The following is a 24497-nucleotide window of genomic DNA, read 5'->3' on the forward strand; positions in this document are numbered from 1 at the left end:
GGCCGCAATCGGCCCTGTCGGTCACGGCCCGGGGAGGAGACCGGCGCCGCGCAGCAGGCGAGCCACTGCGATCAGCGGCAGGCCGATGATGCCGGTGAAGTCGGCGCCGTCGATGCGTTCGAACAGCTTGATGCCGGCGTCCTCGATGCGGAAGCTGCCGGCGCAGTCGAGCGGCTGGTGGCGGCGGACGTAGGCGGCGGCCTCGTCCTCGCCGTACGCGCGCATGGTCAGGGTCTGGACGTCGACGGCGGTGCCGGTGTCGCCGCCGACGGTGTCGAGCAGGACCACGCCGGTGACCAGCTGAAACGTGGCGCCGGACAGGCGCATGAGCTGGGCGAGCGCCTGGTCTTCGGTACCTGGCTTATGGAGCAGGTCCGGGCCGGGCCCGACCGCGACCTGGTCGGCCCCGAGGATCCACGTCCCCGGATGCGCTGCGCGCAGACTCTCTGCCTTCCCCAGGGCGAGCCGGAGGGCGAACTCCTGGGCGCCAAGTTCGCCGAAGCGCGCGTCTTCGGCCCGCTCGTCGAACGCCGGCGCCGCCGCCAGGAACGGCACCTCGAGGCGGGTGAGTAACTCGCGCCGATAGCGCGAGGTCGAAGCTAGGACCAGGTCTCGCATCGATTTCGGGAATCTCTCATGGCTTGAGAGGCGGAGTCGGCGCGATCCAGTTGACCAAAGGTGATGATTTCTTCATGATCGAACCCGGAGATCCATTGTGCCCGACAGGCCCTCGGAATGGACGTTTCTGACCAATCACGCGCACGTGCTCTTCTGCGTCGCGTCGGATCCGGAGATCCGTCTGCGCGACGTGGCGGAGGCGGTCGGCATCACCGAACGAGCGGTGCAGCGGATCGTCACCGAGCTGGAAGAGTCGGGTTACATCACCCGCCAGCGAAGCGGACGTCGCAACTTGTACGTCGTACACAAGAACCTGCCGCTGCGCCACCGGATCGAAGCGCACCGTCAGGTCAGTGACCTGATCGGGCTCATCGTCCCGGAGGTCACTTCCGCTTCTTCTTCACCGTCTTCTTCGCAGGCTTCTTCTTGACCGGCTTGACCGGGGCGAAGGCCTCGGGGAAGCGACCGGCGTAGGCGGTGCGGACGGTGGCCAGCAGCGCCGCCGCCTGGTCGCAGGCCGGGTTGGCGGGCGCACCTGCGGGCACGGCCGGCGGCTGGGCCGCCTTGAGCGCCGGGATGTAGTCGGCGAGCGGCTCGGCCTGGATCGCCTGCAGGGCCGGCAACGCGGCGGCACACGGGTCGGGCGCCTCGGCGTACTGCTCGAGGTCGCGGCGGCGGTTGAGCACGAGGTCGACCTGGGCCGCGGCGTCGGCCGGGAGGGCGTCGCGGATCTGTCGCCGCTGCGCCCAGGTGGCCCACGGCTTGGCGTCGTTGATGTAGTGGACGAGGATCGGCACGCCCGCGGCGCCGAGGTCGATCGCCAGCGCGATCGCGGCGTCAGTGTACGGCCGCTTGCGCAGCAGGGCGTCGACCTCGTCGATGAAGCCGAGGTCGCGCTCGAGGTCGGGCGACTTCTTCAGCACCTCGCCGTAGCGCCGCACCGCCGACTCGTGCATCGTCGCCCGCTTGGCCAGCTGCCGGGCGTCCCGCCACACCAGCTGCGAGTGGCCCGGGTGGCGCTCGAGCAGGGCGTCGATCTGGGTCTGCGCCTCGTCGAGCTTGCCCTGCTTGATCAGGTCGTCGATGGCCGCGAGCTCGAGCTCGCTGGGACCTGATGTTTGGGACATGGCTGAAGGGCCAGGCCCGCCGGTGGCCCCGGCGGTCTCGCCGGCCTTGCTCGGCGCGGCCTCGGCGGGGCTCTCGGCCGCCGGCGGAGCGCCACCCGCGGGCGCGGGCGGGCCGGTGAAGAGCAGCCAGTAGATGAGCCCGGCCGAGGCGAGGGCGAGCACGACGCAGCCGGCGATCAGCGCCTTGAACCACGTGCGGCGCGACCAGCGGTCGGTCTGCAGCACCGACTCGACGAAGTCGATCTGGCGCGGGCGCAGGGCCTCGGGCAGCGGGCGGCTGGCGGTGTCCGTGGTGGCTGCGCCGCCGATGTCGAGCAGCGGGTCCGAGGTGTCGCCGCGGCTCTTGTGCGACATGTTGCTGCGGTAGCGCTCGAGCGCCGCGCGGACGGTGCGGGCGTCGGGGAACCGCTGCTCGCGCTGCTTGGACAGCAGGCGGTAGACGATCGCGGCCAGCTCCTGCGGCACGTTGTCGGGCAGCTGCGGCGTCTCGGTGCTGACCTGCATGCGGATCAGCGCGATCGCGTCCTCGTGGTTGAACGGCAGCCGCCCGGTCAGCATCTGGAACATCAGGATGCCGACGGCGTAGAGGTCGGCCCGCGGGTCGATCTCCATGCCGAGCGCCTGCTCCGGGCTCATGTACTGAGGTGTCCCGAAGACCATGCCGGCGCGCGTGAGCGGGTCACCGGCGTCGCTGCCGACCAGCTTGGCGATGCCGAAGTCGACCAGCTTGAGCAATTGATTGCCGTGCTGGTCGCGGGTGAGGAACACGTTCTGCGGCTTGAGGTCGCGGTGGATCACGCCCTGGCCGTGGGCGTGCTCGAGGCCTCGCAAGATCTGGATCGACCACTCCACCACCCGCTTCGGCGCCGTCGGCTCGGTCAGCAGGTCGGCCAGCTCGACGCCCTCGAGCAGCTGCATCACCAGGTAGCGCATGCCGTCCTCGGTGGTGCCGTAGGCCGACACGTGGATGCAGTTGGGGTGGTCGAGGCGGGCCGCGCTCTGGGCCTCGCGGTCGAACCGCCGCACCAGCTCGGGGTCGCGGTTGAAGTCCGGGTGCAGGACCTTGATCGCGACGTCCCGCATCATGATGACGTGGCGGCCGCGGAACACCGCGCCCATGCCACCCTCGCCGATGAGCTGGTCCAGCCGGTAGGTGCCGTCCAGGACGGTGCCGACCAGCGACGCGAGGTCGCGAGAGGTGCCAGCCGCGGCAGTCATGTCTGCGCCTGGTCTCGCTCGTCGCCGCGTAGTCTAAGGGTGGGGGTCATGAGGTAGCCTCGAGGGCTCGAGGCAACACGGACATTAATGCAGGCCCGGAGGGCCGGGAAGCGGAAATCAGGCCGGGCGCTCGTGGGGCAGAACACTGTGCCGGCGTCAGCGCAGGGGCTTGGTCCGCACGGTGTCCTGGTCGGGGGAGACGGTCTGCGCGTCGGCCTCGTCGGGGGTCTCGATGAAGCTCGTGCCGCGGTCGCGCTCGATGCGGCTGAGGGCCTCCTGAGCCCACTGCGCGAGGCTGAGCTCATTGGTCGAGTGGAAGTCGGCCAGCATCTCTTCGAGCTCGCGGCGCGCTCTCGGGCTCTGCCCGAGCATGTGCGCGACTTCGGCGTCGAGCAGGCGCAGCTGATGGTGGGCGAACTGCTCGTTCTGGATGGTCTGGATCCCTCGGCGCGCCTCGGCGAGCATCGCGGCGCCCTCTTCCACCTCTCCCATGCGGGCGAGCGTGTAGCCGAGGAAGCCGCGGTTGAGGTGGAGGTGGTAGGCAAAGCCGTGCAGGCCGGCGAAGCGCAGGGCCTCGCGGAAGCTCTCGGACGCGCCCTCGAAGTCGCCGCCGCGGAGGAGCAGGTCCCCGAGGTTGTGGAGCGGGTTGATGAGCATGCGCGTGACCCCTGCAGCGCGCAATTGCTCCAGCGCGGCCCGCGTCTCCGGAATCGCTCTTTCGGGTTCGTTGCCGAGCACCGCGAGGTAGGCGATGCCGGAGATATAGGCCTGGCGTTGCAGCACCGACACACGGGCCGCGAGCGGCTTGGCCTGGTCGTGCAGGCGGCGCGCTTCGGCCAGCTGTCCGGCGAGCGAGAGGCAGCGCAGGCGGGTGCCGACGACGTGGCAGACGTAGTGATCCTGCGCGTCGGGGAGGTCGAGGATCTCCATCGCCTCCTTCGAGCAGCGGACCGCGCCGTCGATCTCGCCGGCGCCGAGCAAGATCTCGGCGCGGCGGTTGGCGATCCGCAGCTCGAGGATCCGGTCGCGCGCCTGCTTGGCCGCGGCCGCGGCGTTCTGCAGGCGGCCGAGCGCCATCTCGGCGTCGGAGCCCCCGTCGAGGGTGTAGCGGTCGACGAGGCCGAGCCAGAAGACCGCCTGGGCCCGGTGGTCGCCGAGCAACTCGGCGACGAGGATGCCGCCCTCGTGCTGCGCGGCCTCGCGGCGCGGGTCGTTGAGCGCGCCCGGGGCCCGCTCGACCAGGTTGAGCTGGGCCCGCAGCAGGCGCGGCAGGCCCTGGACGCGGCCGAACTTGCGGAGGCGGACGATCACCCGCTCGAGCACCTGGGCGGCGAGCGCCGGCTGACCGGCGGCGAACAGGTCCTCGGCGGCCTTCTCGAGCTCGCTGAGGTACTCGAGGCCGTCGGCGGCGGCGTCGAGCAGGCGGGCGCGCAGGAACACGAACTGCGGGTCGACCGTGGCCTGCTCGGCGATCCGCTCGGCCAGCTCGAGGCGCGTCTCGGACAGCGAGTCCTCGTAGCGGATCCGGACCGCCTCGCGCACGCTCGCGTGGGCCAGCACGACCTGCGAGGCGCCGGTGATGGCGCTGCGGAGGATGAGGCCCTCGCCCTCGAGCCGCTCGAGCGTGCGGCGGAAGCGTTCGCGTCGCAAGTCGGTGAGATGCGCCAGGCGCTCCTCGTCGATCGGGGCCTCGATCAGGTAGAGGATGCTGGCGACCTCCCAGGCCGACACGCCGAGCGCGTCGAGGCGGGCCTCGCTGCGCTGGGCCAGGGTCTTGTGCAGCTGCTCGGCCGCGGCCGAGGCGGAGCGCAGGACCCAGGTGTCGTTGTCGCGGACGAGGATCGACTCCTCGATCAGGACGCGCAGGGTCTCGCGGAAGCTCAGCGGGTGGCCGCCGGTGAGCTTGTCGAGCATGGTGACGAGCTCGCGCAGCGCCGGCGCGTCGCCGAGGATGCCCTTGAGGACATCCAGCATCTCCTTCTGCGTGAACGGGCGCAGGTTCCACAGCTCGACCAGCTGCTCGCGGCTCAGCGCGACCAGCTGCGGGCGGAACTTGGGGTGCGGCTCGGTGGTGATGCAGAGCAGCGCGCGGGCCTCGTTGTGGTCGATCGCGCGGGTGAGCTGCTCGACCAGGGCGCGGGTCGTCTCTGTCCCTCGGGCCAGGTCGCTGAGGTAGAGCACGTAGGGGTGCTCGGAGGCGCAGCGGACCAGGAACTCGGTCAGCTGGGCCGCGGCCGCCGACTCGTGGCTGCGGTCGCGGGCGGCGCGGATCAGGTCGGGGTACTTGCGGACGGCCTCGCTGCGCTCGCCGAGCGCGGTGGCCAGCTGCAGCACGACCGGGGCGAACGGGCCGAGGCCCTCGCCGTCGCCGGTCCAGCACGAGCCCTCGACGAACAGGCCGTCGCCGAGCTGGATCTCCCGCCGCAGCTCGTTGAGCAGGCGGGTCTTGCCCATGCCCTCCGGGGCCTCGACGATCACCGTGCGGATCACCCGGCTGCCGCGGTTGCGCGCGGTGTCGGGGCGCAGCACGTCGTGGGCGCGCAGGAGCAGGATGTCGAGGTAGTCGGCGCGGTCGACGAACGGCAGCAGCTCGACGAGGACGCGGGCGAACTCGCGGCGGTCCTGGGCCGACTTCTGGCGGTCGCGGATGTGGCTCGACTCGCGCCGCAGCAGCTCGAGCACGATGCTGCGGGCGCTCTGCGGCCGCAGCTCCGGGTCGGGCGAGAGCATGCGGCCGACCAGCTCGGCGACCACCGGGCCGCACTGCTGCAGCAGCGCGCCGGCCAGCTCGGGGCGCCAGTCGATGGCGTTGCGCAGCGCCTCCTTGAAGGTGCGCGAGGGGAACGGGCGCACGCCGCGGACCGCGGTGTAGATCGTCGCGGCCAGCGAGTAGATGTCGGCGCGGCTGTCGATGACCTCGCCGCGGACCTTCTCGGGCGCGCTGAAGCCGGGCGTGCCGCGGACCTTGATCAGCTCCTCGTTGTCGTCGAGCTGGTCGAGCGCGACGTCCTTGAGCTTGCGGTGGTGACGGAACAGGCGCGCGAGGCCGAAGTCGATCAGCTTGGCCTGCGGCTGGCCGCCGTCGACGTCGGGCTGGCAGACGATGACGTTGCTCGGCTTGATGTCGCCGTGGACGAAGCCGACAGCGTGGATGTAGTCGAGCGCGCGCGCCAGCTGGACGAACAGCTCGACGATCGTCTCGCGCGGGGCGGTGCGCAGGCACTCCTGCAGCGACACGCCGGCCAGCAGCTCCTGCGTGAAGTACACGCCGCCGTCCTCGCAGCGGCCGAAGTCGTACACCGCCGCGAGGTTGGGGTGATGGAGCTGGGTCAGCAGGCGGAACTCGGCCTTGAACTCGGCGATGTCGTCGCTGACCGCGCCCTGGGTGGCGCCGAAGCTGCGGGTGATCGGGGCGCGCCGGGCCCCCTCGGCCAGGCGCGCGCTCGAGCTCGCGGCGGCCGCGGTCGGCTGGACGGTGCTGGCCGGCGCGGCCTCGCTGGAGCGCGAGCCGGGCGCGTCGAGGTTGGCGTCGCGGCGGATCAGCTTGAGCGCCACCGGGCGCTCCTCCAGCTCGTCGTAGGCCTCGTAGACGGCGCCGAAACCGCCGCGCCCCAGCAATCCACGGACCTGATAGCGCCCCGCGATCTTGTCGGGCATCGGCGGCTCCGCCCCGTCCGTGGGCTTCGATGGCTGCGCGTCGGGCTGGTTCATGGCGCGAGGTGGACGGGGCGGCGAGCGAGACGGCGCTCGCGGTGCGCGGACGAAGGGTCCTGCCGTCGGCCCGGAACCGGCCGAACGCGAGGGACGAGTATTCCACAGCAACGTCCCAGTGACGTATCAAATTGAAATATTCGCAGGCCGGCGGGTTTTTGGGGCAACGTCGCTCAAGCCCGGCGGGGACCCCACGGTGGCACTTCGCCCGCGCGAATTGCGCTGAACGAGGCCCGCCCGATCGCGGCCTGACCGGTGTCGATACAGCGTTCGTACGCGGCGGCCTCGATGCACAGGCGCTCCGCTTCGGCCTGACCTGTGGCCGCCAACAGGCCACGCTTGTACACCGCGACAGCGGTCGGGGAGCGTCGTCGCAGGAGTTCGGCGAAGGTGCGCACGCGGGCGAGACCTGCGTCGATGTCCGGGACGACTTCGTGGCACAGACCGATCCGCAGCGCCTCGTCGGCGCTGATCTCCTCACCCGTGCAGCCGAGCCGGAGCGCGTGCGCCGGGCCCACCGCCAGCGCCAGCTCCGCCGTACCGCGCGCGCCGGGGATGATGCCGAGGCCCGTCTCCGGCAGGCCGAAGCGGCCCGTCGGCGTCGACAGGCAATAGTCGGCGGTGAGCAAGAATTCGAGGCCCCAGCCGAGCGTGACGCCGTGGCTCAGGGCGACGGTGAAGAGCGGGACGTGCCGCAGGCGCTGGAGGATCGAGCGCTGGCGGCGGACGTGGGCCTTGACGCGCTCGTCGGCCCAGCCGACGCGTTCGGTGACGTCGGCGCCGGAGACGAAGATCGGCGTGCCCGACTTGCTGGTGCGCCGACTGGTGGTGCACAGGCAGGCGACCTCGCCGTGCTCGAGCAGCTCGCACAGCGCCTCGAAGGCGTCGAGCGTGACGCTGCCGACCTCGTTGGCCTTGCCGTGGTCGAGGGTCAGCGTCAGGAGCCGGAGCTCGGGGTCGTAGTTCGGATGCAGGGCGTCGATGCGCTCGAACATGTGTGCGCGGGACCATACGAGGGCCGCCGGGCGAGTGCCAGCGGGTAATGGGACCCACCTCGGCTCACGGTAGCCGCGCGAGATCGGCGGGCCGGTCGAGGTTGTCGAGCACGGCGGGATCGTCGACCTCGAGCACGCGCCGCAGACCGCTGACCGAGGGACGTCCCAGCAGGTCGCGCGGGCTCTCGTCGGGCCCGAGCGCCAGCAGCTCCGGCAGCAACATCGCCGGCCAGACGAGCGGGTGGCCGCGCCGACCGGCGTACGCGGGCTGCCAGACGTGCGTGGGCGCCGCGCGGAAGGCCGCAGCCAGCGCCGCCACTGTCTCGGGCCGGACGTGCGGGCGGTCGACCGTCAGCACCAGCGCGGCGCAGCCGGGGGCCAGCATGTCGAGCTCGAGCAGGCCGCGGCGCAGGCTGTCCATCTGTCCCTTCGGCCATGTCGGATTGGTCACCTTGATCGCCGGCCCGAGGTCCTCGGCGGGGATGACGACCGCGCCCTCGACGACGACGATCGGGCTGACCGCCGCGGCCTCGGCCTGGGCGACGACGTGGCGCACGAAGGTCAGGCCGCGCCACTCGATCAGCGCCTTGGGCCGACCCATGCGCTCGCCGGCGCCGGCGGCGAGGACGACGGCGCCGAGGGCGGTCACGCGGGGCCTCCGGCGCGGGCGAGGCGGGCGGACTGCGGCGACGCGGACGCGTCGAAGTCGCGCAGCGAGGCACGAGGCGGCGATGCGGACGAGGCGAGTCGCGGAGCCTCGCCTCCGCGCGTCGGCGTCAAAGAGGCGACGTCACTCTGCGACGTCGACGGATTGCGCCCGCGTCCTGAGGCGTGGTCTTCGCGCGCCGGCGTCAAAGAGGCGAGGTAGTGAGCGGAGGCGCGTCTTGCACGACTCTGCGACGTCGACGAAGCGCGAGCGTGTCGTGAGGCGTGGCCTTCGCACGGCGTGGAAGAGGTGAGGTCGCGAGCGGGACGCCGCTCCAAGGACGACCTCGCGCCGCGACTCGTCGAGGCGAGCCATGCGGCTGTATCTTCCGACACGTCGGAAAGAGCCTGTCCGATCCGACAGGCGCTTTCGAGCAGGTGGGCGGCTGGGTTCGGTCTGTCCGTAAGAACCTGTCCGTTCAGGCAGGCGGCAGCGCGGGCGAGGTCTCGCGCGCCGACGGCTTGTTCGACAGCGGCTTGTCGTTCGGGCGGGCGGCCTCGGCCTTGCTGCCGAACAGCTCGCCGAGCTGGGCGGCGTCGGCCGGCGACGGCACCAGGACCGCCTTGGGCACGCCGACGGCCAGGCTGCCGAGGTTGGGGTCGAGCTTGACCCCGACGCCCACGGTCCCGCCGATGCGGGTGAAAGCGGCCGCGCCGGCCTCGATCTTCTTGAGCCGGGCCTTGTCGGCCCGCGCGTCGGCGTCGCTCAGGACCGACAGCCGCAGCAGCGCGGTCGGGTCGAGGCTGACGCAGAAGTGGCAGCCCTGGCTGGCGGCCCGGGCCAGGCGCAGGCCGGCGTCGCCGCCGAGGCTCGTCTTGCGGCCCTTGAGCTCCGCGGCGACGTCGCCGGCGAGCTTGCTCGCGCCGGCGCCGACGGTGAACACCGCGAGGTTGCCGGACACGAAGGTGACCGCCTCGAGCTTCTTCTTGGCGACCAGGAACGGCTCGAGGTCGGCTGCCTCCTTGGCCATGTTCTTCGGGACAGGGATCGTCAGGAGGTCGGCCTTGAGCGGGCCGGCCTTGGCGCCGTCGGTCTTGAGGGTGAAGTTGATCTTGGCCGCCTTGTCCTCGCCGGTCAGGCTGTCGAACGCGGCGAAGCCCTTGGCCAGCGCCTGCTCGACGCCGCGGACGGCCGCCCGCGCGCCGGCCTCGTCCTTGACGTTGGCGGCCAGCACCGCGGTGGCCTCGCCCTTCGGCGAGAGGTAGAGGGCGAACACGACGTCGCTCTGGAGCTGGTCGAGGACGGCGTGGGCGGCCGCGACCGCGTCCTTGGCGACGACGTCGAACGGGGCGGGGATCTGGCTCAGCGAGACGCCCTTGTCGAGGGCGCCGTGCAGCGCCTCGGGGGTGCCCCACGGCATCGCCACGACCAGCGCGGGGCTGGCCGGAAGGACAGCTTCGAGCGGGGTCGGGGCGGTCCGCGCCGGGCCCAGCGGCGACAGGCCGAGGCGCGAGAACGGGGCCTCGGCCGACAGCTGCAGCACGAGGTCGCGGTCGGTGCCGGCGTCGAGCTCGAGCGCGCCGGCGGTGGCCTCCCGCAGGACCGCGAGGACCTGTCGACGCAGCCCGGCCGGCAGCCCGCTCAGGGCGCTGGTCTCGAGCATGCCGGGCGGCAAGTCGGTGCCGCGCAGGCGCAGCCGCCGGCCCTGCCCCGCCTCCGCGGCGAGCCCGGCGGCGCGCTCGAGGTCGGCGTTGCTGAGCGCGAACTCGAGGGCCTTCGGCTGCTCGCGCAGGAGCACCCGCAGCTCGCCCTGGACCAGCTCCCACAGGCCGTTGCCGAGCGGCTGCGGCCGCTGGGCCGAGGGCATGCCGTCCATGATGCCCTTGGCGCTGACGGCCGCGAGCGTGCCGGCCAGCTTGAGGTCGTTGCTCGGATCCTGGGCGTGGAAGGTGGCGTCGACGGCGAACGGGCCGGCCAGATCGAGGCTGGCCCAAAGGCCAGGTCCGAAGCCCATCTGCAGCAGCATCGCCTGGATCTGCGCGGCCGGATCGATCGGCGTCTTGGGGGTCCAGGCGGTGGTGGTCTGCTTGACCAGAGTCATCAGATCGCCGGCGCCGTGCAGACTGGCCCGCAGCTTCAGCGGCTTGCCCGCCGGAGGCTTGCGCGCCGGCCGCCCCCCGGGCCCCTCCCCGGGAGCGCCAGCGCCGCCGGCGGTGTCCGACTGCGGTTCTTCGACCACAACGACGTTGGGCGGCGGAGTCTTCTTGGCGCAGCCGAGAGTGGCAGGAGCGACGACCATGGCGGTCGTCACGAGCGCGACGCGGGCGGTGAACATCGCGGCGGAGTGTATCAGCGGTCGTCGCGCGCGTCGCCTTCGCGGTCGGAGGCGACGGTCGAGGCCGGTCCACCGAGCCGGGCGATCGCCTGCGGAACAACGTTCATGGCCGCGCCAGAGCCGCCGTGGCGGTCCGCGAGCAGCTCGGCGACGATGCTGATGGCAATCTCCGCCGGGGTCCGCCCGCCCAGCGCAATTCCCACCGGGGCCCGCACGCGCGAGAGGTCGGGTGCGGAGCGGCCGAGCTCCTGCTCGCGGCGCAGGACGCGAGCGACGATCGCGTGGACCTTGCGGACGCTGCCGATCATGCCGAGGTAGCGGTGGGGGCGGCGGACCAGATGCGCGAGGGCCCGCTCGTCGCGGGCGTGGTCGCGGGTGAGGATGACGACGTAGTCGCGCTCGCCGAGGTCGGGCACCGCGAGGTCGAGCTCGTCGACGTCGCGGGCGTGCCGCTCGGCGCCGGCGAACGCAGGGTGCTCCAGCAGGTCCTCGCGGTCGTCGACGACGACGACGCGAAAGCCGACCCCGGCCGCCACCGGGGCCACGGCCTGGGCGACGTGCCCGGCGCCGACGAGGACGAGCCGCGCTTCAGGGGCGAGATACTCCACGAACACCTCCATGGCGCCGCCGCAACACATGCCGAGGTCGCGGACGAGGTGCGCCTTGACGACCCGCGGGCTGCCGTCGCGCAGACAGGCGCGGCAGGCGTCGAGCACCTGCTCCTCGATCGCCCCGCCGCCGACCGTGCCGACCTGGACCCCGTCCTCACGCAGCAGCAGGCGGGCCCCCACGACCTGGGGCGCCGAACCCGAGCGGCCGATCACCGTCGCCAGAGCCGCGGACCCGCCCGTCCTCCCGGACAGGACGTCGACGACGGCACGAGCGACCGGGAGCACCGCCGCGAAGTGTAGCCCGGGGCTTGTTCGAGGCGCCGGGCAATTTTACAAGGTGGGCCGGACGAGAGATGCGCAGGGTCGCAGCGGTCGCGCTGGTGTTCGGAGCGTGCGGTGAGCCGGAGTCGGCGCCGCGGGCGGAGCCACCTCCGGTGCGTCCGACGGTCGCCGCGGCCCCGGCGTCGATGACCCCGGACGAGCTGGCCGAGACCCGGCGCAAGGCCGGCTTCCAGGACGGCGCGACGCTCGAGGCGGAGCGCGCCGAGGCCCGCGAGCGGGTCGCCCGGAGCTACGTGCGGGCCCACCTGGCTGCATACCGCGAGGTGGTGAAGGCGCTGCGCGGCAACCTGGCGGAGATCGAGCGCGCGGCCCGAAGATGGTTGCGTACGAACGATCCGCAGCGAGCTTACGAGCGCTGGCGCGGGGTCTCGAGACGACGGGCCGACCGCGTCGCGGGGTTGTATCAGCACGTCGCCGATGACGGCTTCGACGGCGGTCAGACCCAGCGTCTGCTCGCCGACGCCTTTCGCCGCTGGGAAGAACTGCGGGAAGATCTCGGCGGCGAAGTCGCTGCCGACGCGCGCTTCTCCGCCCTCGTCGTCGAACTTCGCGACGCACTCACCGCCGTATCACGCGTCCTCGACGAGATCGAGCACGACGAAGAACTGGCCTCCGAGCCATGAATTCAGGCGTCTGGCTGCCGTTTTGCGCATATTGCGCGGACCGCGTTCAAGATCCTGGTAATTGGCGAAGATTTGCGGTACCTGGCTAAAGCACCGTCCACGACGACTGCCCCTCGCAAGGGGCCGTGCACTCGCCCCGCGAGGGGAAGCCAGGAGAACTCATGAAGAAGACGATCGCGATCGTGTTCGCCGCCCTCTCGGTGGCGACCTTTGGATGCAACAAGGGCAAGACCGACACCGCCAACCCCGACGAGGCCAAGACCGAGACCCCGGCGGAGACCCCCGCCGAGGGCGAGAAGGCTGCCGAGGAGACTCCGGCCGAGGGTACCCCGGCCGAGGGCGGCGACGCGGCTGCCCCCACCCCGTAAGCCGCGATCTCCTGCGGGAGATCTCCGCTTGCTGTTCCATGGGCCAGACTGGCAATTCGCCGGTCTGGCCCATGCTTAATTCTGCAGTGTAGTGCACGACCCCCGGGGGTCGATTTCTGCTATAGGCCCCCCACCCCCGGCCCGTCGTGTCGCTCACCGCCCGCTTCTTCCACCGGTACGTCCGGCGCAACCTGCCGCAGTACGCGCTGGGCTTTGCGATGTTGGTCGCCACCAACTATGCGGTGGTGCGGATCCCCACCCTCATCGGCAACGCCCTCGATGCGTTCGGCGGCGGCAAGTCCGACGCCCTCGCCGTCGGCCAGGGCATCGCCCTCGAGCTGATGATCTGGGCGATCGCGGTGGTGGTCGTACGCACCCTGTCGCGCGTGCTGTTCTTCAACCCCGGGCGCGAGGTCGAGTACCAGGTCAGCGTCGACCTGTTCAGCCACCTGCTGGCCCTGCAGCGGCCGTTCTTCCTCAAGCGCAAGATCGGCGAGCTGGTCAGCATGGCGACCAACGACACGATGTCGATCCGCCTGCTCATCGGCTTCGCCGGCCTGCAGGTGTGCAACGTCGTCGTCGCGGTGCCGCTCCACCTCGGGCAGATGCTGCTCACCGACGCCTGGCTGACGCTGTGGTGCCTGCTGCCGATCGCCGCCGGCAGCGCCTACACCATCGCCGTGGTGCGCCGGTTCTACTCGATGATGCGCGTGTCGTTCGAGGAGCTCGGGCGGCTGTCCGACCGCGTGCTCGAGTCGTACGCCGGCATCGGCACCGTCCGCGCGCACGCGGCCGAGGCGGCGATCCTCCGCCACTTCGACACGCGCAACCAGACCTACCTCGACCTGCAGCTGCGGCTGTCGTCGATGCGCGCGTTCTCGATGCCGGTGCTCGGCCTGTCGGGCCAGGTCGCGGCGGCGATCGTGCTGTGGGTCGGCGGCGCGCGGGTGATCGCCGGCGAGCTGCCGGTCGGCGCCCTGGTCACCTTCACCACCCTGCTGGGCAGCCTGGTCGCGCTGCTGATGGCGGTCGCGTGGGTGCTGGCCTCGGTGTCGCGCGGGATCGTGGCGATCAAGCGGATCGACGAGGTCGTCCGCACCCCCGACGATCTACCTGTCCCGACAGACATCTTGCCGCCCGGCCCGCCGCCGTCGCTCGAGCTGCGCGGCCTGACCTTCGCCTACCCGGGCGCGGAGGAGCCGTCGCTGCGCGACATCTCGTTCGCGCTCGCGCCGGGCAAGACGCTCGGGATCTTCGGCCGCACCGGCGCCGGCAAGTCGACGCTGATCCACCTGCTGTCGCGCGTCTACACCCCGCCGACCGGCACCGTGTTCGTCGCCGACAAGGACGTCACTACCTTGCCTTTGGACCAGGTCCGCGCCCAGCTCGCGGTCGTGCCGCAGGACCCGTTCCTGTTCTCGACCACGCTGCGCGACAACATCCGCCTGCGCGGCGAGCGGACCGGGCACGTGCGCGGCGAGGACGGCGGCGGCTCGGCCTCGTCGTCGCAGCTGCGCGGCGAGGCGCCGGAGGACCCGCGGCTGCAGCAGGTGCTGCGCGCGGCCTGCCTGGTCGACGACGTGCGCTCGCTGCCCGAGGGCCTCGAGACCGTGGTCGGCGAGCGCGGGGTGATGCTGTCGGGCGGGCAGCGCCAGCGGACCGCGCTGGCGCGGGCGCTGTACCGCGGGCCGGGGCTGTTGCTGCTCGACGACGTGCTGTCGGCGGTCGACCAGGGCACCGAGGTGCGGCTGGTGGCGGCGATCCGCGGGCTCCACGACGAGGGCGGCAGCGGCCTGATGAAACAGCCGCCCTCCACCGTGATCGTGTCGCACCGCACCAGCGTGCTCGAGCACGCCGACGAGATCCTCGTGCTCGAGCGCGGCGCGGTCGTCGAGCGCGGCACGCACGCCCAGCTGCTCGCTATGAACGGCGTCTACGCCGAGACGCACCGCCACCAGGAGGCCGCGCACCATGGCTGACCCGAAGACCAGGTCCAAGGGCCAGGACGGCGCGCCGCAGGGCAGCACCTGGGCCGCGCTGCGCCGGTTCTGGCCGTACGCGCAGGCGCACAAGCGCTGGCTGTGGCTCGGCCTGTGGATGATCCCGGTGGTCGCGGCGATGTCGGCGCTGCGGCCGCTCCTGGTCAAGGGGGCCGTCGACACCGACATCGCCCACGGCGACCTGCTCGGCCTGCGCGTCACCGGCATGCTGTTCCTCGGCGCGGTGATGGCCGAGTTCCTCGCCTTCGCAGTCCAGAACTACGCGCTGTCGCGGGCCGGCCACGCGACGATCACCGACCTGCGCCGCTCGATCTTCGGCCACGTGCTCCGGCTCCCGGCCCGCTTCTACGACAAGACGCCGATCGGCAACCTGCTCGCGCGCAGCACCAGCGACATCGAGGCGCTGAGCGAGACCCTCGCCTTCGGGGTGTTCACGATCCTCACCGACGTCGCGGTGATCGTGTCGATCCTCGTGGCGATGTTCGTGCTCGACTGGCGCCTCACTCTGGTGTCGCTGGCGGCCGCGCCGCTGTTGTGGGTGATCGTCGTCCACTTCTCGGCCCGCCTGCGGGCGCTGCAGCTCGAGATCCGGCGCGCGCAGTCGGTCCAGAGCGGGTACCTGGCGGAGCAGCTGGCGGGCGTCACGGTGCTGCAGCTGTTCGGCCGCGAGCGCGCGGCGGTGCAGGAGTTCGAGCGCCTCGGCGACCGCTTCCTGCGCGCGGTCAAGACCGCCAACTGGTACGACGCCGGCCTCTACTCGGTGATGGACGGCGTCAGCGCGATGTGCGTGGCGCTGCTGATCTACTTCGCCGCGCCCTACCTGTTCGAGGACGTCGCCCGCAGCGGCGTGACCCTCGGCCTGATGTTCGCGTTCATCGACTACCTGCAGCGGGTGTTCATCCCGATCCGCGAGTTCTCGGCCAAGCTCGCCACCATCCAGCGCGCGGTCGCCTCGCTCGAGCGGATCTACGGCCTCCTCGACGAGCAGCCCGAGGCGCGCCTGGGCGCCGGCGCCGACCCGCTGCAGGGCTGGACCGGCGGGCTGCAGGTCCGCGACCTCCGCTTCGGCTACCGCGAGGGCGCGGCCGACGTGCTCAAGGGCATCGACTTCGACATCGCCCCCGGCGAGGTCGTGGCGGTGGTCGGCCGCACCGGCTCGGGCAAGACCAGCCTCGGACGGATCTTGACCCGCACCTACGACGGCTACCGCGGCAGCGTGGCCCTGCAGGCGCCGGCCGGGGCGGTCCAGGTCCGCGACGTCGTCCCCGACTGTCTCCGGGGACATGTCCTCATGGTCCAACAGGACGTGTTCCTGTTCAACGACGACGTCGCCTTCAACGTCAGCCTCGGCGAGGCCGGGCTGGCCGACGATCCCGCGCGCATCGAGGCCGCGCTGCGCACGGTGCAGGCGTGGGACTTCGTGCAGGAGCGCGGCGGGCTCTCGTTCGTGGTCGGCGAGCGCGGGCGCAACCTGTCGGCCGGCGAGGCGCAGCTGCTGGCGTTCGCGCGGGTGGCCGCGCGTCAGCCGACGCTGCTCATCCTCGACGAGGCGACTGCGAGCGTCGACAGCATGACCGAGCACAAGGTGCAGGCGGCGATCGAGCGGCTGCTGCGCGGGCGCAGCGTGCTGGTGATCGCGCACCGCTTAAGCACTGTCCGGCGGGCCGACAAGATCCTCGTGCTGCAAGACGGCGTGATCGTCGAGCAGGGACCGCACGAGGCCCTGCTCGCGCGCGGCGGCGTGTACGCCGAGCTCTACCGCATGGGCTTCAAAGAGGCAGAGAACGACGGGAATAGCGGCGCCCAGCCCCCGGTTCCCGGGGCATGAGCTCATCCACGATCCGGTCCCGACGACTCCGTTCGCCGCAGGCGCTGCTCGCCTTCCTCGGCCTGACGACGATCGGCGGCGCAGCGGTCGCACTCGGCACCAACTACGCCGAGGCCGACGCGGCCGGCGAGGTCGCCGCGAACTCCGCCGGCACCCTGTGGCGCGAGGGCAGCGGCTCGCCGGTGATCGGCGGCGACTTCGACCCGCGCCGCAGCCTGGCGCCGCTCGTCAAGGAGCTCTCGCCCGCGGTGGTCAACATCCGCGCCTACGGCAAGCGCGCCCAGCTCGACATGCAGGGCATCGACCCGCGCATGCTGCCGTTCATCGATCAGTTCAACATGGGCCCCGGCGCCGAGGCCCCGCCGCAGCAAGGCATCGGCTCGGGCTTCGTGCTCACGCCCGACGGCCTGGTGGTCACCAACCACCACGTGGTGAACGGCACCGAGCGGCTCGAGGTCAAGCTCCACGACGGCCGCATGTACAAGGGCAAGGTGCTCGGCTCCGACCCGTACACCGACATCGCGCTGGTCCAGCTCGAGGGCGCGAGCGGGCTCAAGACCGCGACCCTCGGCAACAGCACCGCGCTGGCGGTCGGCGACTGGGTGATGGCGATCGGCTCGCCGATGGGCCTCGAGCAGACGGCCACCGCCGGCATCGTCTCGGCCAAGGGCCGCGGCAGCCTCGGCCTCTACGCCAACAGCTACATCGACTTCCTGCAGACCGACGCCTCGATCGCCCCGGGCAGCAGCGGCGGGCCGCTGTTCAACATGGCCGGCGAGGTGGTCGGCATCAACACCGCGGTCGGCGGGATCGGCCGCGGCCTGGGCTTCGCGGTCCCGATCGATCAGGCGAAGACGGTCATCCCGCAGCTCAAGGCCAGCGGCAAGGTGGTCCGCGGCTGGCTGGGGATCTCCGGCCGAGAGATCGAGCCTGCCGTCGGCCGCGCGCCCGAGGCCGGCGCGGTGGTCGGCGCGGTCCAGCCCGGCACCCCGGCCGCGCAGGCGGGCCTGCGCGCGGGCGACCGCGTGACCGCCATCAACGGCCGCGACGTCGTCAACTTCAGCGACCTCCGCGGCCGCATCGCCGACACCAAACCTGGCTCTCAGGTCATCCTGTCGGTCGACCGCGGCGGCAAGCAGGTCGACCTCAAGGCCACCATCGGCAAGCTGCCCAGCGAGGAGGAGCTGCAGCGCTCGGCCCGCCGCATGAACGGCGAGCCCGGCAAGCTGTTCCCCGACGGCCAGCCCCGCCTCGGCGCCCAGGTCGAGGCCAAGGACGGGCGCCTGACGGTCCGCAGCGTGATGCCCGGGTCGCTCGCCGACGAGCTCGGCCTGCGCGAGGGCGACGTGCTGCAGTCCATCAACGGCCAGAAGGTGTCGCAGGTGAACGACGTCGCCAGCGCGCTGGCGAGCGACGACGGCAAGGTCGCCGTCGAGGTCCAGCGCGGCGGGTCGACCCACTCGGCGATGATCGAGCGCCGCTGAGCGAAGCGCCGTGAATCACGAGCCCGGACGCCCCGCGGCGCCCGGGCTCTCGCACGCGCGCGTCGCGACGACCTGTCTCTTGAGATAGGTCTCACTGCTCGCGTCATCCTCGCCACGCAGCTTCGCTACATGCTCCGCGAGCTCAGGCGAAGAAGCATCAATCTGTCCCTCGAACCATGTCGCGCTCTTCGCTGCGTCTCTCGCCAGGAAGCGTCGCCGCGACCTGCCCGTTGAGCCCAATCCCCTCGCGACGAGACGAGCGCCCGCGCCGCTCCGCGCGCTGCGCCCGTCTCCTGCTGCGCCTGCGGGCGCGCGCCGCTACAGGTGCTCGGCGAGCCAGCGCTCGGCGTCGATCGCCGCCATGCAGCCGGTGCCGGCGGCGCTGACCGCCTGGCGGTAGACCTTGTCGGCCACGTCGCCGCAGGCGAACACGCCGGGGACGTTGGTGTACGTCGAGCCGGGGCGGACCTTGAGGTAGCCGGTCTCGTCCATGTCGAGCTGGCCCTTGAAGATCTCGCTGTTCGGCTGGTGGCCGATGGCGAGGAACAGGCCGGTCACCGGCAGCTCGCGTGTGGCCCCGTTCACGGTGTCGCGCAGGGCCAGGCCGACGACCCGGTCGCCGCCGAGGACGTCGCTGACCTCGGTGTTGTAGTGCACCGTGATCTTCGGGTTCTCGATCGCCCGCGTCTGCATGATCTTGCTGGCGCGGAAGGTGTCGCGGCGGTGGATGAGGTGCACGCTGCGGCACATGCGGGTGAGGAAGGTGGCCTCCTCCATCGCCGTGTCGCCGCCGCCGATCACCGCGACGTCCTGGTTGCGATAGAAGGCGCCGTCACAGGTCGCGCAGGCCGTCACGCCGCCGCCGGACATGCGCAGCCGCTGCTCGTTGGGCAGGCCGAGCCACTTGGCCGAGGCGCCGGTGGCGATGATGAGCGCGTCGCCGTGGTACGTGTCGGCCTCGCCCTCGACCACGAAGGGCCGCCGCGACAGGTCGACGCGCACGCCCATGTCGTAGTGGAGCTGGGTGCCGAAGCGCTCGGCCTGCTGGCGGAACTCCTCCATCATGTCCGGGCCGGTGATGCCCTTCGGGAAGCCGGGATAGTTCTCGACCTCGGTGGTCGTGGTGAGCTGGCCGCCCGGCTCGGGGCCGGCGACCATCACGGGCTCCAGGCTCGCGCGCGCGGCGTAGATCGCGGCGGTGTAGCCCGCGGGGCCCGAACCGAGGATGAGGACTCTGCTGTGCGTCGGCATGAGGCTGGAGGATAGCTGGACTGGCCGGGCCGCATGACGCCGCCCCAGCCGGGCCGGCCCCTGAGGGACATCACGCCCGCGGCCCCGATCCGCCGCCTGCGCGCCGTATCGACGCAGCCGGACGCACCTTCGGGGACACCTCGACGTCGGCCCCGCCCCGCGGACGATCACGGCGGCAGATCGCCGGCGCCGCCACCTCCGGACGCGACGCAGGGGACGCCGTCTCGCCGCGCCCGACGGACCGAGGACATGACCCGAAGGACATGTCCTGGGTTCGCCCGCCGGCAGAACGACGACCCGACCGGCTCACTGCGCCCGCTCGACGGTGACCAGCGGCGAGCCGTCGCGGCGGCGGCGGACCAGCAGGCGCCACGGACGGCAGCAGACCTCGCAGTCCTGGATCAGCTCACCGCGGGTGGCCGGGTCGACCACGATCTCGACCACCTCGAAGCAATAGGGGCACTGGACCTGGGCGACGTCGTCCATGCCTGTCGCATAGCACGGGCCGCGCGGCCGGTCCGGCGACCGGGCCAGTCGGGCGTCCGCCGCGACCTCTGCTATGCTGGCGCGCGATGTCCATCCGCGACCAGGCGAAAGACTGGGCCAAGCAGCAGACCGACCAGATCCGCAGCGACCCCAAAGGCTGGGCCAAGGCCCAGGGCGAGCGCCTGAAGCAGATCGTCGACGTGGCCCCGTTCAGCGACGCGGCGCTCGAGCACGAGCTGCAGTCGCTGCGCGAGCGCTCGGCCCGCCTGAGCGAGCTCGACGCGGACGAGCGGCAGAAGCTCGCCGACGAGCTGCTGGCCCTCCACGAGCGCCTCACCCCCGGCGGCGCCATGATCAGCGGCGCCAAGCTCGGCCTCGCCGCCTCGGTCCTGCCCGTCGTCGGCCTGATCACCGGCCCGGTCCTCGGCAGCGCCTACGGCGTGTACCGCTCGCAGCGCCTCGGCGAGGTCCGCGACGAGGTGCAGGCGATGCTGCGCAAGCTCGCCCGCGGCTGAGAAGAGCCCGGCCCGGCGCACGCGGCGTGCGTCCGCCTCGACGACCCTCGTGGCCTTCGCTGGCCCCGCGAGGCCGCGGCAGGCCGGACGCGAGAGCCTGGCTGCGACGGCCGACCTGGCCCCACGCGCGGCCGCAGCCGACTTGCGGCGTTCGAGCCGGGTCCGCCTGCGACCCGCGCGATGCAGGAGCGCGACCACGTTGGGGCGATCGATCTCCGGGTCTACTGGCCGAGTTGCTCGGATGGACGCGGAGACCCGACCGCGAGGCGCCTCTTCGCCACGCCCGACCTCCGCGTCTCCCTCGCGAGGCAGCGATCCGTGCGACGCGTCAGCGCGAGTACGACGCGACTCGCGGCGGTCGACCCTGCGTCGCCTCGCAACCTGCGACTGCACAGCGTCTGCGCGACCGCGACGCGACTTCTCGCGGCGGTCGGCTCGCTCGTCGCTTCGCCAGGTTGCGACGTACGCGATCCTGACACCGCCCCCTCGCGGCAGGTCGACCTCCGCGACCCGCGGCAGCGGCACTCGAGATCGGGGAAGGCTGGCCTCGCCTGTCCCGTTCGTGATGTCCGCGAGAGGCCGCGACATCTCCCGCCCGCGCGATCACTTCGCCGAGGAAAACATGCTCCTTCATACATGTCCAAAAGGACATATAACATCGCGCCCTCGAGCGACCGCGCAGGTCCGCCTGCATCAATTTCTCTTTTTTAAAAATTTAGCCCTTGCGAGCATGTCATGAACCCGGCTTCACCCGGCGGGCAGGCCGCTGTGCGACCCGCGGGGCCTCGCGTGCTAGGGTCCTGGCGTGGAACAGAAGCAGGTTGTCCGGCTCGTGATTGCGGACGATCACGCGATCGTCCGGGAAGGCATCCGCATGCTGCTCTCCGAGCAGGCCGACATCGACGTCGTCGCCGACGTCGCTGACGGCCGGGCCGCGCTGGAGGCGGTGGCGCGCCTTCGACCCGACGTGGTGCTCATGGACCTGGGCATGCCGGGGATGAACGGCATCGACGCCACCCGCGCGATCTGCCGCGACTTCCCGGGCACCCAGGTCCTCGTGCTGTCGATGTACTCGGGCGAGGAGTACGTGCGCCCGGCGATCCGCGCCGGCGCCAGCGGCTATCTCCTGAAGGGCACGGCCTTCAGCGAACTGCAGGCCGCGATCGCGGCGGTGGCGCGGGGCGGCGCGTTCTTCAGCCCGGCGATCGCCAAGCTCGTGCTGGTCGACTCTCGCCGGCGCGAGAGCCACCCCGCCGACGCGCTGACGAACCGGGAGTCGGAGATCTTGCGGCTCGTCGCCCAGGGCCAGTCGAGCAACCAGATCGCCCGCGACCTCGGCCTGAGCATGAAGACCGTCGAGGGGCACCGGGGCCGGATCATGGCCAAGCTCGACGTCCACCACCTGGCCGGCCTCGTGCGCTACGCCGTGCGCGCGGGCCTGGTCTCCCCCGACCCGTAGTCCCCCGCCGGGTCTTCATTAAAGCTGCATTAGCGATCGGCCGGCGCAGTCAGCGCAAGGCCGACGACGCGCCGACCTTCCCATGCGCTCTCGGACATGCCCCAATGGACATGGCCCTCGGGGCATGCCCCGAAGAGCCGCCGCGAACGCTACAGCCCGAACATGTGCTGCAGCTTGAGGAACAGGATGTCTTCGTTGGCCACGCCCGGCGCGACGAGGTTGGCGAAGCCGCCGATCGGCCGGTAGCTGAAGCGGGGGCTGAAGTCGCTCAGCACCGTGCGGTGGGTGTAGACGAAGAACAGGAAGCTGCCGGGGCGGTACTCCCAGCGGAGGATCGAGTTGGAGATGAAGCTGGTGAGGCCCTGGTCGACCTCGCCGGCGTAGGGCGCGGGGTTGGTCGGGACCAGGGTGCCGGGCCGCTCGAGGATGAAGAAGTCGGTGTGGCGGGCCGAGAGGAAGTACAGCTGGTTGAAGGTCTGCAGCGTCAGGTTGGGCAGGATGCCGAGAGTGCCGCGCAGCACGCCGATGTACTGGGTGACGTAGGCGCGGCCGAACACGGCCTCGTCGAGGTCGTTGGTGGTGGTCCAGCGCGGGCGGCCGAAGCTGAGGTTGAGGTCGCCGCGGAGGGTGAGCTCCAGGCGAGGCACGGGGCGCAGGCGGACCTCGAGGCCGTAGTCGGGCCCGGGGCGGCCGTTCTGCTCGCCGTAGGCCCAGTTGAACACGCCGACGATCTTCTTGTTGTCGGGGCTCGAGGAGGTGCCGCCGATCCACCAGTGGAACGGGACGAGGTAGGGGATCCCGCCGCGCGTCTCGAACAGGTCGTACTGCGGCAGGTGCCCGCCCGCCCACAGCGAGGTGCCCCACAGCTTCAGCGTGGTCAGGCTGAGGTCGAGGTGCAGCTGCTTCTGCAGCAGGTAGCCCTGGTACGACGACGCCACCTGCGACGACAGCGTCGCCGCCATGCGCCGCACGTTGCCGACCGGCTGGGCGTTGAACACACCGACGTTGGCCTTGCCGTCGATGTAGTTGTTGAAGCGCATGAAGCCGAGGTCGTTGAAGTCGGCGTGCGGCGTGAGGGTCTCGAACACCGCCCCCATCGACAGGTTCTTGCTGGTGCGGTTGATGTCGGCCACCGCGCCCATGCCCTCGCGGCGGCCGTTGTGGGTGCCGATGATCTGGGCCGAGTGCCGCCAGCGCTCGCGGAAGCGGATCCGGTAGTCGAAGCCGCCGGTGAAGGCCGACGGCTCGCCGCCGCCGCGCACCACCCCGGTGACCAGCGCGCCGATGCTGGTCTGACCGTCGAACTCGCGGCGCACGCGGACCACCGAGTACTCGCTGATCGGGTCGACCGTCACCCGCCGCTCGAAGCCGTCGGAGAAGCGCTCGACGCCGAAGCTCGCGCCGGTGTTGGCCGTCAGCACGCCGAGGCTCCAGCCCGGCTTGACCTGGCCGGTGACCCGCAGGGCGCCGAAGATCCGCGTCAGCGGGTCGAGCGCGACGATCTCGCCCTCCTCCTCCCCGCGCGGCTTCTGGTCGGCCAGCTCGGCCCGCGGGATCCGCCCGACCCGGCGGGAATAGAACAGCTGGAAGCGGGTCTCGAAGATCTCCTTCGACTCGAGGAAGAACGTGCGCCGCTCGGGGAAGTAGACCTCGAACGGCCCGAGGTTCAGCACCGCCGGGTCGACCTCGGCCTGGCCGAAGTCGGGGTTCACCGCGAGGTCGAGCGTCAGGTTGCCGCGCAGGCCGTACTTGAGGTCGAAGCCGCCGTTGGGCAGGAACGGGAACGAGCGGTCGAGGCTGTCGTCGCCGCGCCGCGGCACGCCGCGCAGCGAGAAGAACGGCCGCAGCTCGAGGTTGAGGCCGGGCTGGATGTCCTTGACGCCGGTGTAGTCGAGCGCCCAGCTGATGCGCCCGGGCAGACCCTGCGGCGTGGGCGAGAGGAGCTGCGTCTCGCCGTCGTGGTTGATCCACCGGCCGACGTTGACGCCGAAGGTGTACTCGTCGCGCGCGGTGAAGCGGATCGTCGACCACGGGATGAACATCTCGGCCGACCAACCGGTGTCGGTCAGCTTGGCCGCGCCCTTCCACACGCCGTCCCACAGGAACTCCTCGGAGTCGTCGCGGAACAGCTGCGAGTCCTCCTGCGAGCCGGAGGCGTTGAGCGCGAACGAGTAGCCGGTGGTGTCGTTGTTGTTGGGGTCGAGCTCGAGCCAGACGATGTCGGACGGGCCGAGCTGGTCCTTGCGGAACACGCCGGCGCGCACGTGCTTCGGGTCGTCCTTGCAGTCGAAGGCGACGTAGATGCCCTTGCTGCCGTAGGCGATCCGCACCTGCGTCTCATGGGTCGGCGCGTAGCCGTAGCGCGGCTCCGACTGGACCAGGTCGGGGAGCAGCGGCACCACCAGCCACGCCGCCTCGGTCGGCCGGCCGTCGATGTCGATCGCGCCGTCGTCGATGCGCGTCGACCTCAACTTGAAGTCGCGCACCCGCGCCTTGCCGACCACCGGCCGCAGCGGCGGGGCGCTGCTCGGTCGCACCCACAATGGCGTTTGGGACATGTCCTGAACGCCAGGTGCTTTCGGCGGCGGCGGCTGCGGCAACGGGGCGGCCGCGCCGGGCGCGAGCTTGTCGACGGCGGGCCCGGCCTTGGCCGGCGGGTCGGCGGAGTCCGCGGCCGGCGCGGGGGCGAAGGCCCGTGCGGACAGACCCCACGCCACCAGGACCCAGACAGGCAGGAGCTGCGCGAGCACGTCGAGATCCCAGAGCGGCCGCGCACAGGTTCGCGGCCGGTGGTGCATGTATACCGCGTCCTGCGCGCGAATTGGGTGAGGATCCACACCGGCGCCGCGCGCGGCCCGATGGGTCGCACGCCATGGCGCG

18 protein-coding genes are annotated in these 24497 nt (G+C 71.7%); 8 read left to right on the top strand and 10 right to left on the bottom strand.

Annotated elements, in window-relative coordinates; genetic code table 11:
• Positions 1-21: 21 nt before the first annotated feature.
• Positions 22-618, bottom strand: a complete 597-nt coding sequence (locus O0S08_RS44840; RefSeq protein ID WP_269035655.1) for a Maf family protein — start codon at positions 616-618, stop codon at positions 22-24.
• Between the two features lie 145 nt (positions 619-763).
• On the opposite strand from O0S08_RS44840, the gene O0S08_RS44845 reads away from it, so the two are divergent.
• Positions 764-1048 (top strand): helix-turn-helix transcriptional regulator, encoded by a 285-nt coding sequence (locus tag O0S08_RS44845; RefSeq protein WP_269035656.1) that lies wholly within the window; start codon positions 764-766, stop codon positions 1046-1048.
• Here O0S08_RS44845 and O0S08_RS44850 read toward each other — a convergent pair.
• From O0S08_RS44850 to O0S08_RS44875, 6 genes are all read right to left on the bottom strand, one after another.
• Positions 1002-2963 carry a serine/threonine-protein kinase gene (locus tag O0S08_RS44850; protein ID WP_269035657.1) on the bottom strand — a complete coding sequence of 654 codons (1962 nt, stop codon included), beginning with the start codon at positions 2961-2963 and terminating at the stop codon, positions 1002-1004. The two genes, O0S08_RS44845 and O0S08_RS44850, sit on opposite strands and share 47 nt — an antisense overlap.
• Positions 2964-3119: 156 nt before the next feature.
• Complete coding sequence (locus O0S08_RS44855) at positions 3120-6674, bottom strand: serine/threonine-protein kinase (protein WP_276082572.1); 3555 nt, start codon at positions 6672-6674, stop codon at positions 3120-3122.
• A gap of 173 nt (positions 6675-6847) precedes the next feature.
• Positions 6848-7669: an enoyl-CoA hydratase/isomerase family protein gene (locus tag O0S08_RS44860; RefSeq protein ID WP_269035658.1), complete on the bottom strand. Its 822-nt coding sequence runs from the start codon at positions 7667-7669 to the stop codon at positions 6848-6850.
• 64 nt (positions 7670-7733) lie between these two features.
• A complete protein-coding gene (locus O0S08_RS44865) occupies positions 7734-8318 on the bottom strand; it encodes a nucleotidyltransferase family protein (protein WP_269035659.1) in 585 nt (194 codons plus the stop codon).
• 475 nt (positions 8319-8793) lie between these two features.
• Positions 8794-10650 carry a hypothetical protein gene (locus O0S08_RS44870; RefSeq protein ID WP_269035660.1) on the bottom strand — a complete coding sequence of 619 codons (1857 nt, stop codon included), beginning with the start codon at positions 10648-10650 and terminating at the stop codon, positions 8794-8796.
• A 14-nt stretch (positions 10651-10664) separates the two neighbouring features.
• Entirely contained in the window at positions 10665-11546 is an 882-nt protein-coding gene (locus tag O0S08_RS44875) for an XdhC family protein (RefSeq protein WP_269035661.1), read from the bottom strand.
• 149 nt (positions 11547-11695) lie between these two features.
• Between O0S08_RS44875 and O0S08_RS44880 the strand changes: the two genes are divergently transcribed.
• From O0S08_RS44880 to O0S08_RS44900, 5 genes are all read left to right on the top strand, one after another.
• Positions 11696-12226, top strand: a complete 531-nt coding sequence (locus tag O0S08_RS44880) for a hypothetical protein (protein ID WP_269035662.1) — start codon at positions 11696-11698, stop codon at positions 12224-12226.
• A 161-nt stretch (positions 12227-12387) separates the two neighbouring features.
• Positions 12388-12594, top strand: coding sequence for a hypothetical protein (locus tag O0S08_RS44885; protein WP_269035663.1), 207 nt, complete (start codon positions 12388-12390; stop codon positions 12592-12594).
• A gap of 146 nt (positions 12595-12740) precedes the next feature.
• The gene (locus O0S08_RS44890) at positions 12741-14573 is read left to right on the top strand and encodes an ABC transporter ATP-binding protein (RefSeq protein ID WP_269035664.1); all 1833 of its coding nucleotides are present in this window, start codon (positions 12741-12743) and stop codon (positions 14571-14573) included.
• The gene (locus O0S08_RS44895) at positions 14566-16422 is read left to right on the top strand and encodes an ABC transporter ATP-binding protein (RefSeq protein ID WP_269035665.1); all 1857 of its coding nucleotides are present in this window, start codon (positions 14566-14568) and stop codon (positions 16420-16422) included. Before O0S08_RS44890 ends, O0S08_RS44895 begins: the two co-directional genes overlap by 8 nt.
• Complete coding sequence (locus O0S08_RS44900; protein ID WP_269035666.1) at positions 16419-17906, top strand: trypsin-like peptidase domain-containing protein; 1488 nt, start codon at positions 16419-16421, stop codon at positions 17904-17906. Before O0S08_RS44895 ends, O0S08_RS44900 begins: the two co-directional genes overlap by 4 nt.
• A gap of 318 nt (positions 17907-18224) precedes the next feature.
• Here the strand turns inward: O0S08_RS44900 and trxB are convergent, their stop codons facing one another.
• Entirely contained in the window at positions 18225-19157 is a 933-nt protein-coding gene (trxB, locus tag O0S08_RS44905; protein ID WP_269035667.1) for a thioredoxin-disulfide reductase, read from the bottom strand.
• 306 nt (positions 19158-19463) lie between these two features.
• Positions 19464-19643 (bottom strand): zinc ribbon domain-containing protein, encoded by a 180-nt coding sequence (locus O0S08_RS44910; RefSeq protein ID WP_096328459.1) that lies wholly within the window; start codon positions 19641-19643, stop codon positions 19464-19466.
• Between the two features lie 86 nt (positions 19644-19729).
• Here O0S08_RS44910 and O0S08_RS44915 point away from each other — a divergent pair, with 86 nt between their 5' ends.
• Together O0S08_RS44915 and O0S08_RS44920 are read left to right on the top strand one after the other, a co-directional pair.
• Positions 19730-20158, top strand: a complete 429-nt coding sequence (locus O0S08_RS44915; RefSeq protein ID WP_269035668.1) for an HAD family hydrolase — start codon at positions 19730-19732, stop codon at positions 20156-20158.
• Between the two features lie 805 nt (positions 20159-20963).
• A complete protein-coding gene (locus O0S08_RS44920; RefSeq protein ID WP_269035669.1) occupies positions 20964-21617 on the top strand; it encodes a response regulator in 654 nt (217 codons plus the stop codon).
• A gap of 149 nt (positions 21618-21766) precedes the next feature.
• Here the strand turns inward: O0S08_RS44920 and O0S08_RS44925 are convergent, their stop codons facing one another.
• Complete coding sequence (locus O0S08_RS44925; protein ID WP_269035671.1) at positions 21767-24367, bottom strand: DUF5916 domain-containing protein; 2601 nt, start codon at positions 24365-24367, stop codon at positions 21767-21769.
• Positions 24368-24497 lie beyond the last annotated feature (130 nt).

The organism is Nannocystis punicea (genome assembly GCF_026965555.1).
Taxonomy (GTDB): Bacteria; Myxococcota_A; Polyangia; order Nannocystales; family Nannocystaceae; genus Nannocystis; species Nannocystis punicea.

Coding starts and splice junctions, on each gene's coding strand:
- O0S08_RS44860 (WP_269035658.1), bottom strand. CDS start 7,669: ATGTTCGAGCGCATCGACGCCCTGCATCCGAACTACGACCCCGAGCTC.
- O0S08_RS44895 (WP_269035665.1), top strand. CDS start 14,566: ATGGCTGACCCGAAGACCAGGTCCAAGGGCCAGGACGGCGCGCCGCAG.
- O0S08_RS44855 (WP_276082572.1), bottom strand. CDS start 6,674: ATGAACCAGCCCGACGCGCAGCCATCGAAGCCCACGGACGGGGCGGAG.
- O0S08_RS44900 (WP_269035666.1), top strand. CDS start 16,419: ATGAGCTCATCCACGATCCGGTCCCGACGACTCCGTTCGCCGCAGGCG.
- trxB (WP_269035667.1), bottom strand. CDS start 19,157: ATGCCGACGCACAGCAGAGTCCTCATCCTCGGTTCGGGCCCCGCGGGC.
- O0S08_RS44850 (WP_269035657.1), bottom strand. CDS start 2,963: ATGACTGCCGCGGCTGGCACCTCTCGCGACCTCGCGTCGCTGGTCGGC.
- O0S08_RS44840 (WP_269035655.1), bottom strand. CDS start 618: ATGCGAGACCTGGTCCTAGCTTCGACCTCGCGCTATCGGCGCGAGTTA.
- O0S08_RS44870 (WP_269035660.1), bottom strand. CDS start 10,650: ATGTTCACCGCCCGCGTCGCGCTCGTGACGACCGCCATGGTCGTCGCT.
- O0S08_RS44915 (WP_269035668.1), top strand. CDS start 19,730: ATGTCCATCCGCGACCAGGCGAAAGACTGGGCCAAGCAGCAGACCGAC.
- O0S08_RS44910 (WP_096328459.1), bottom strand. CDS start 19,643: ATGGACGACGTCGCCCAGGTCCAGTGCCCCTATTGCTTCGAGGTGGTC.
- O0S08_RS44885 (WP_269035663.1), top strand. CDS start 12,388: ATGAAGAAGACGATCGCGATCGTGTTCGCCGCCCTCTCGGTGGCGACC.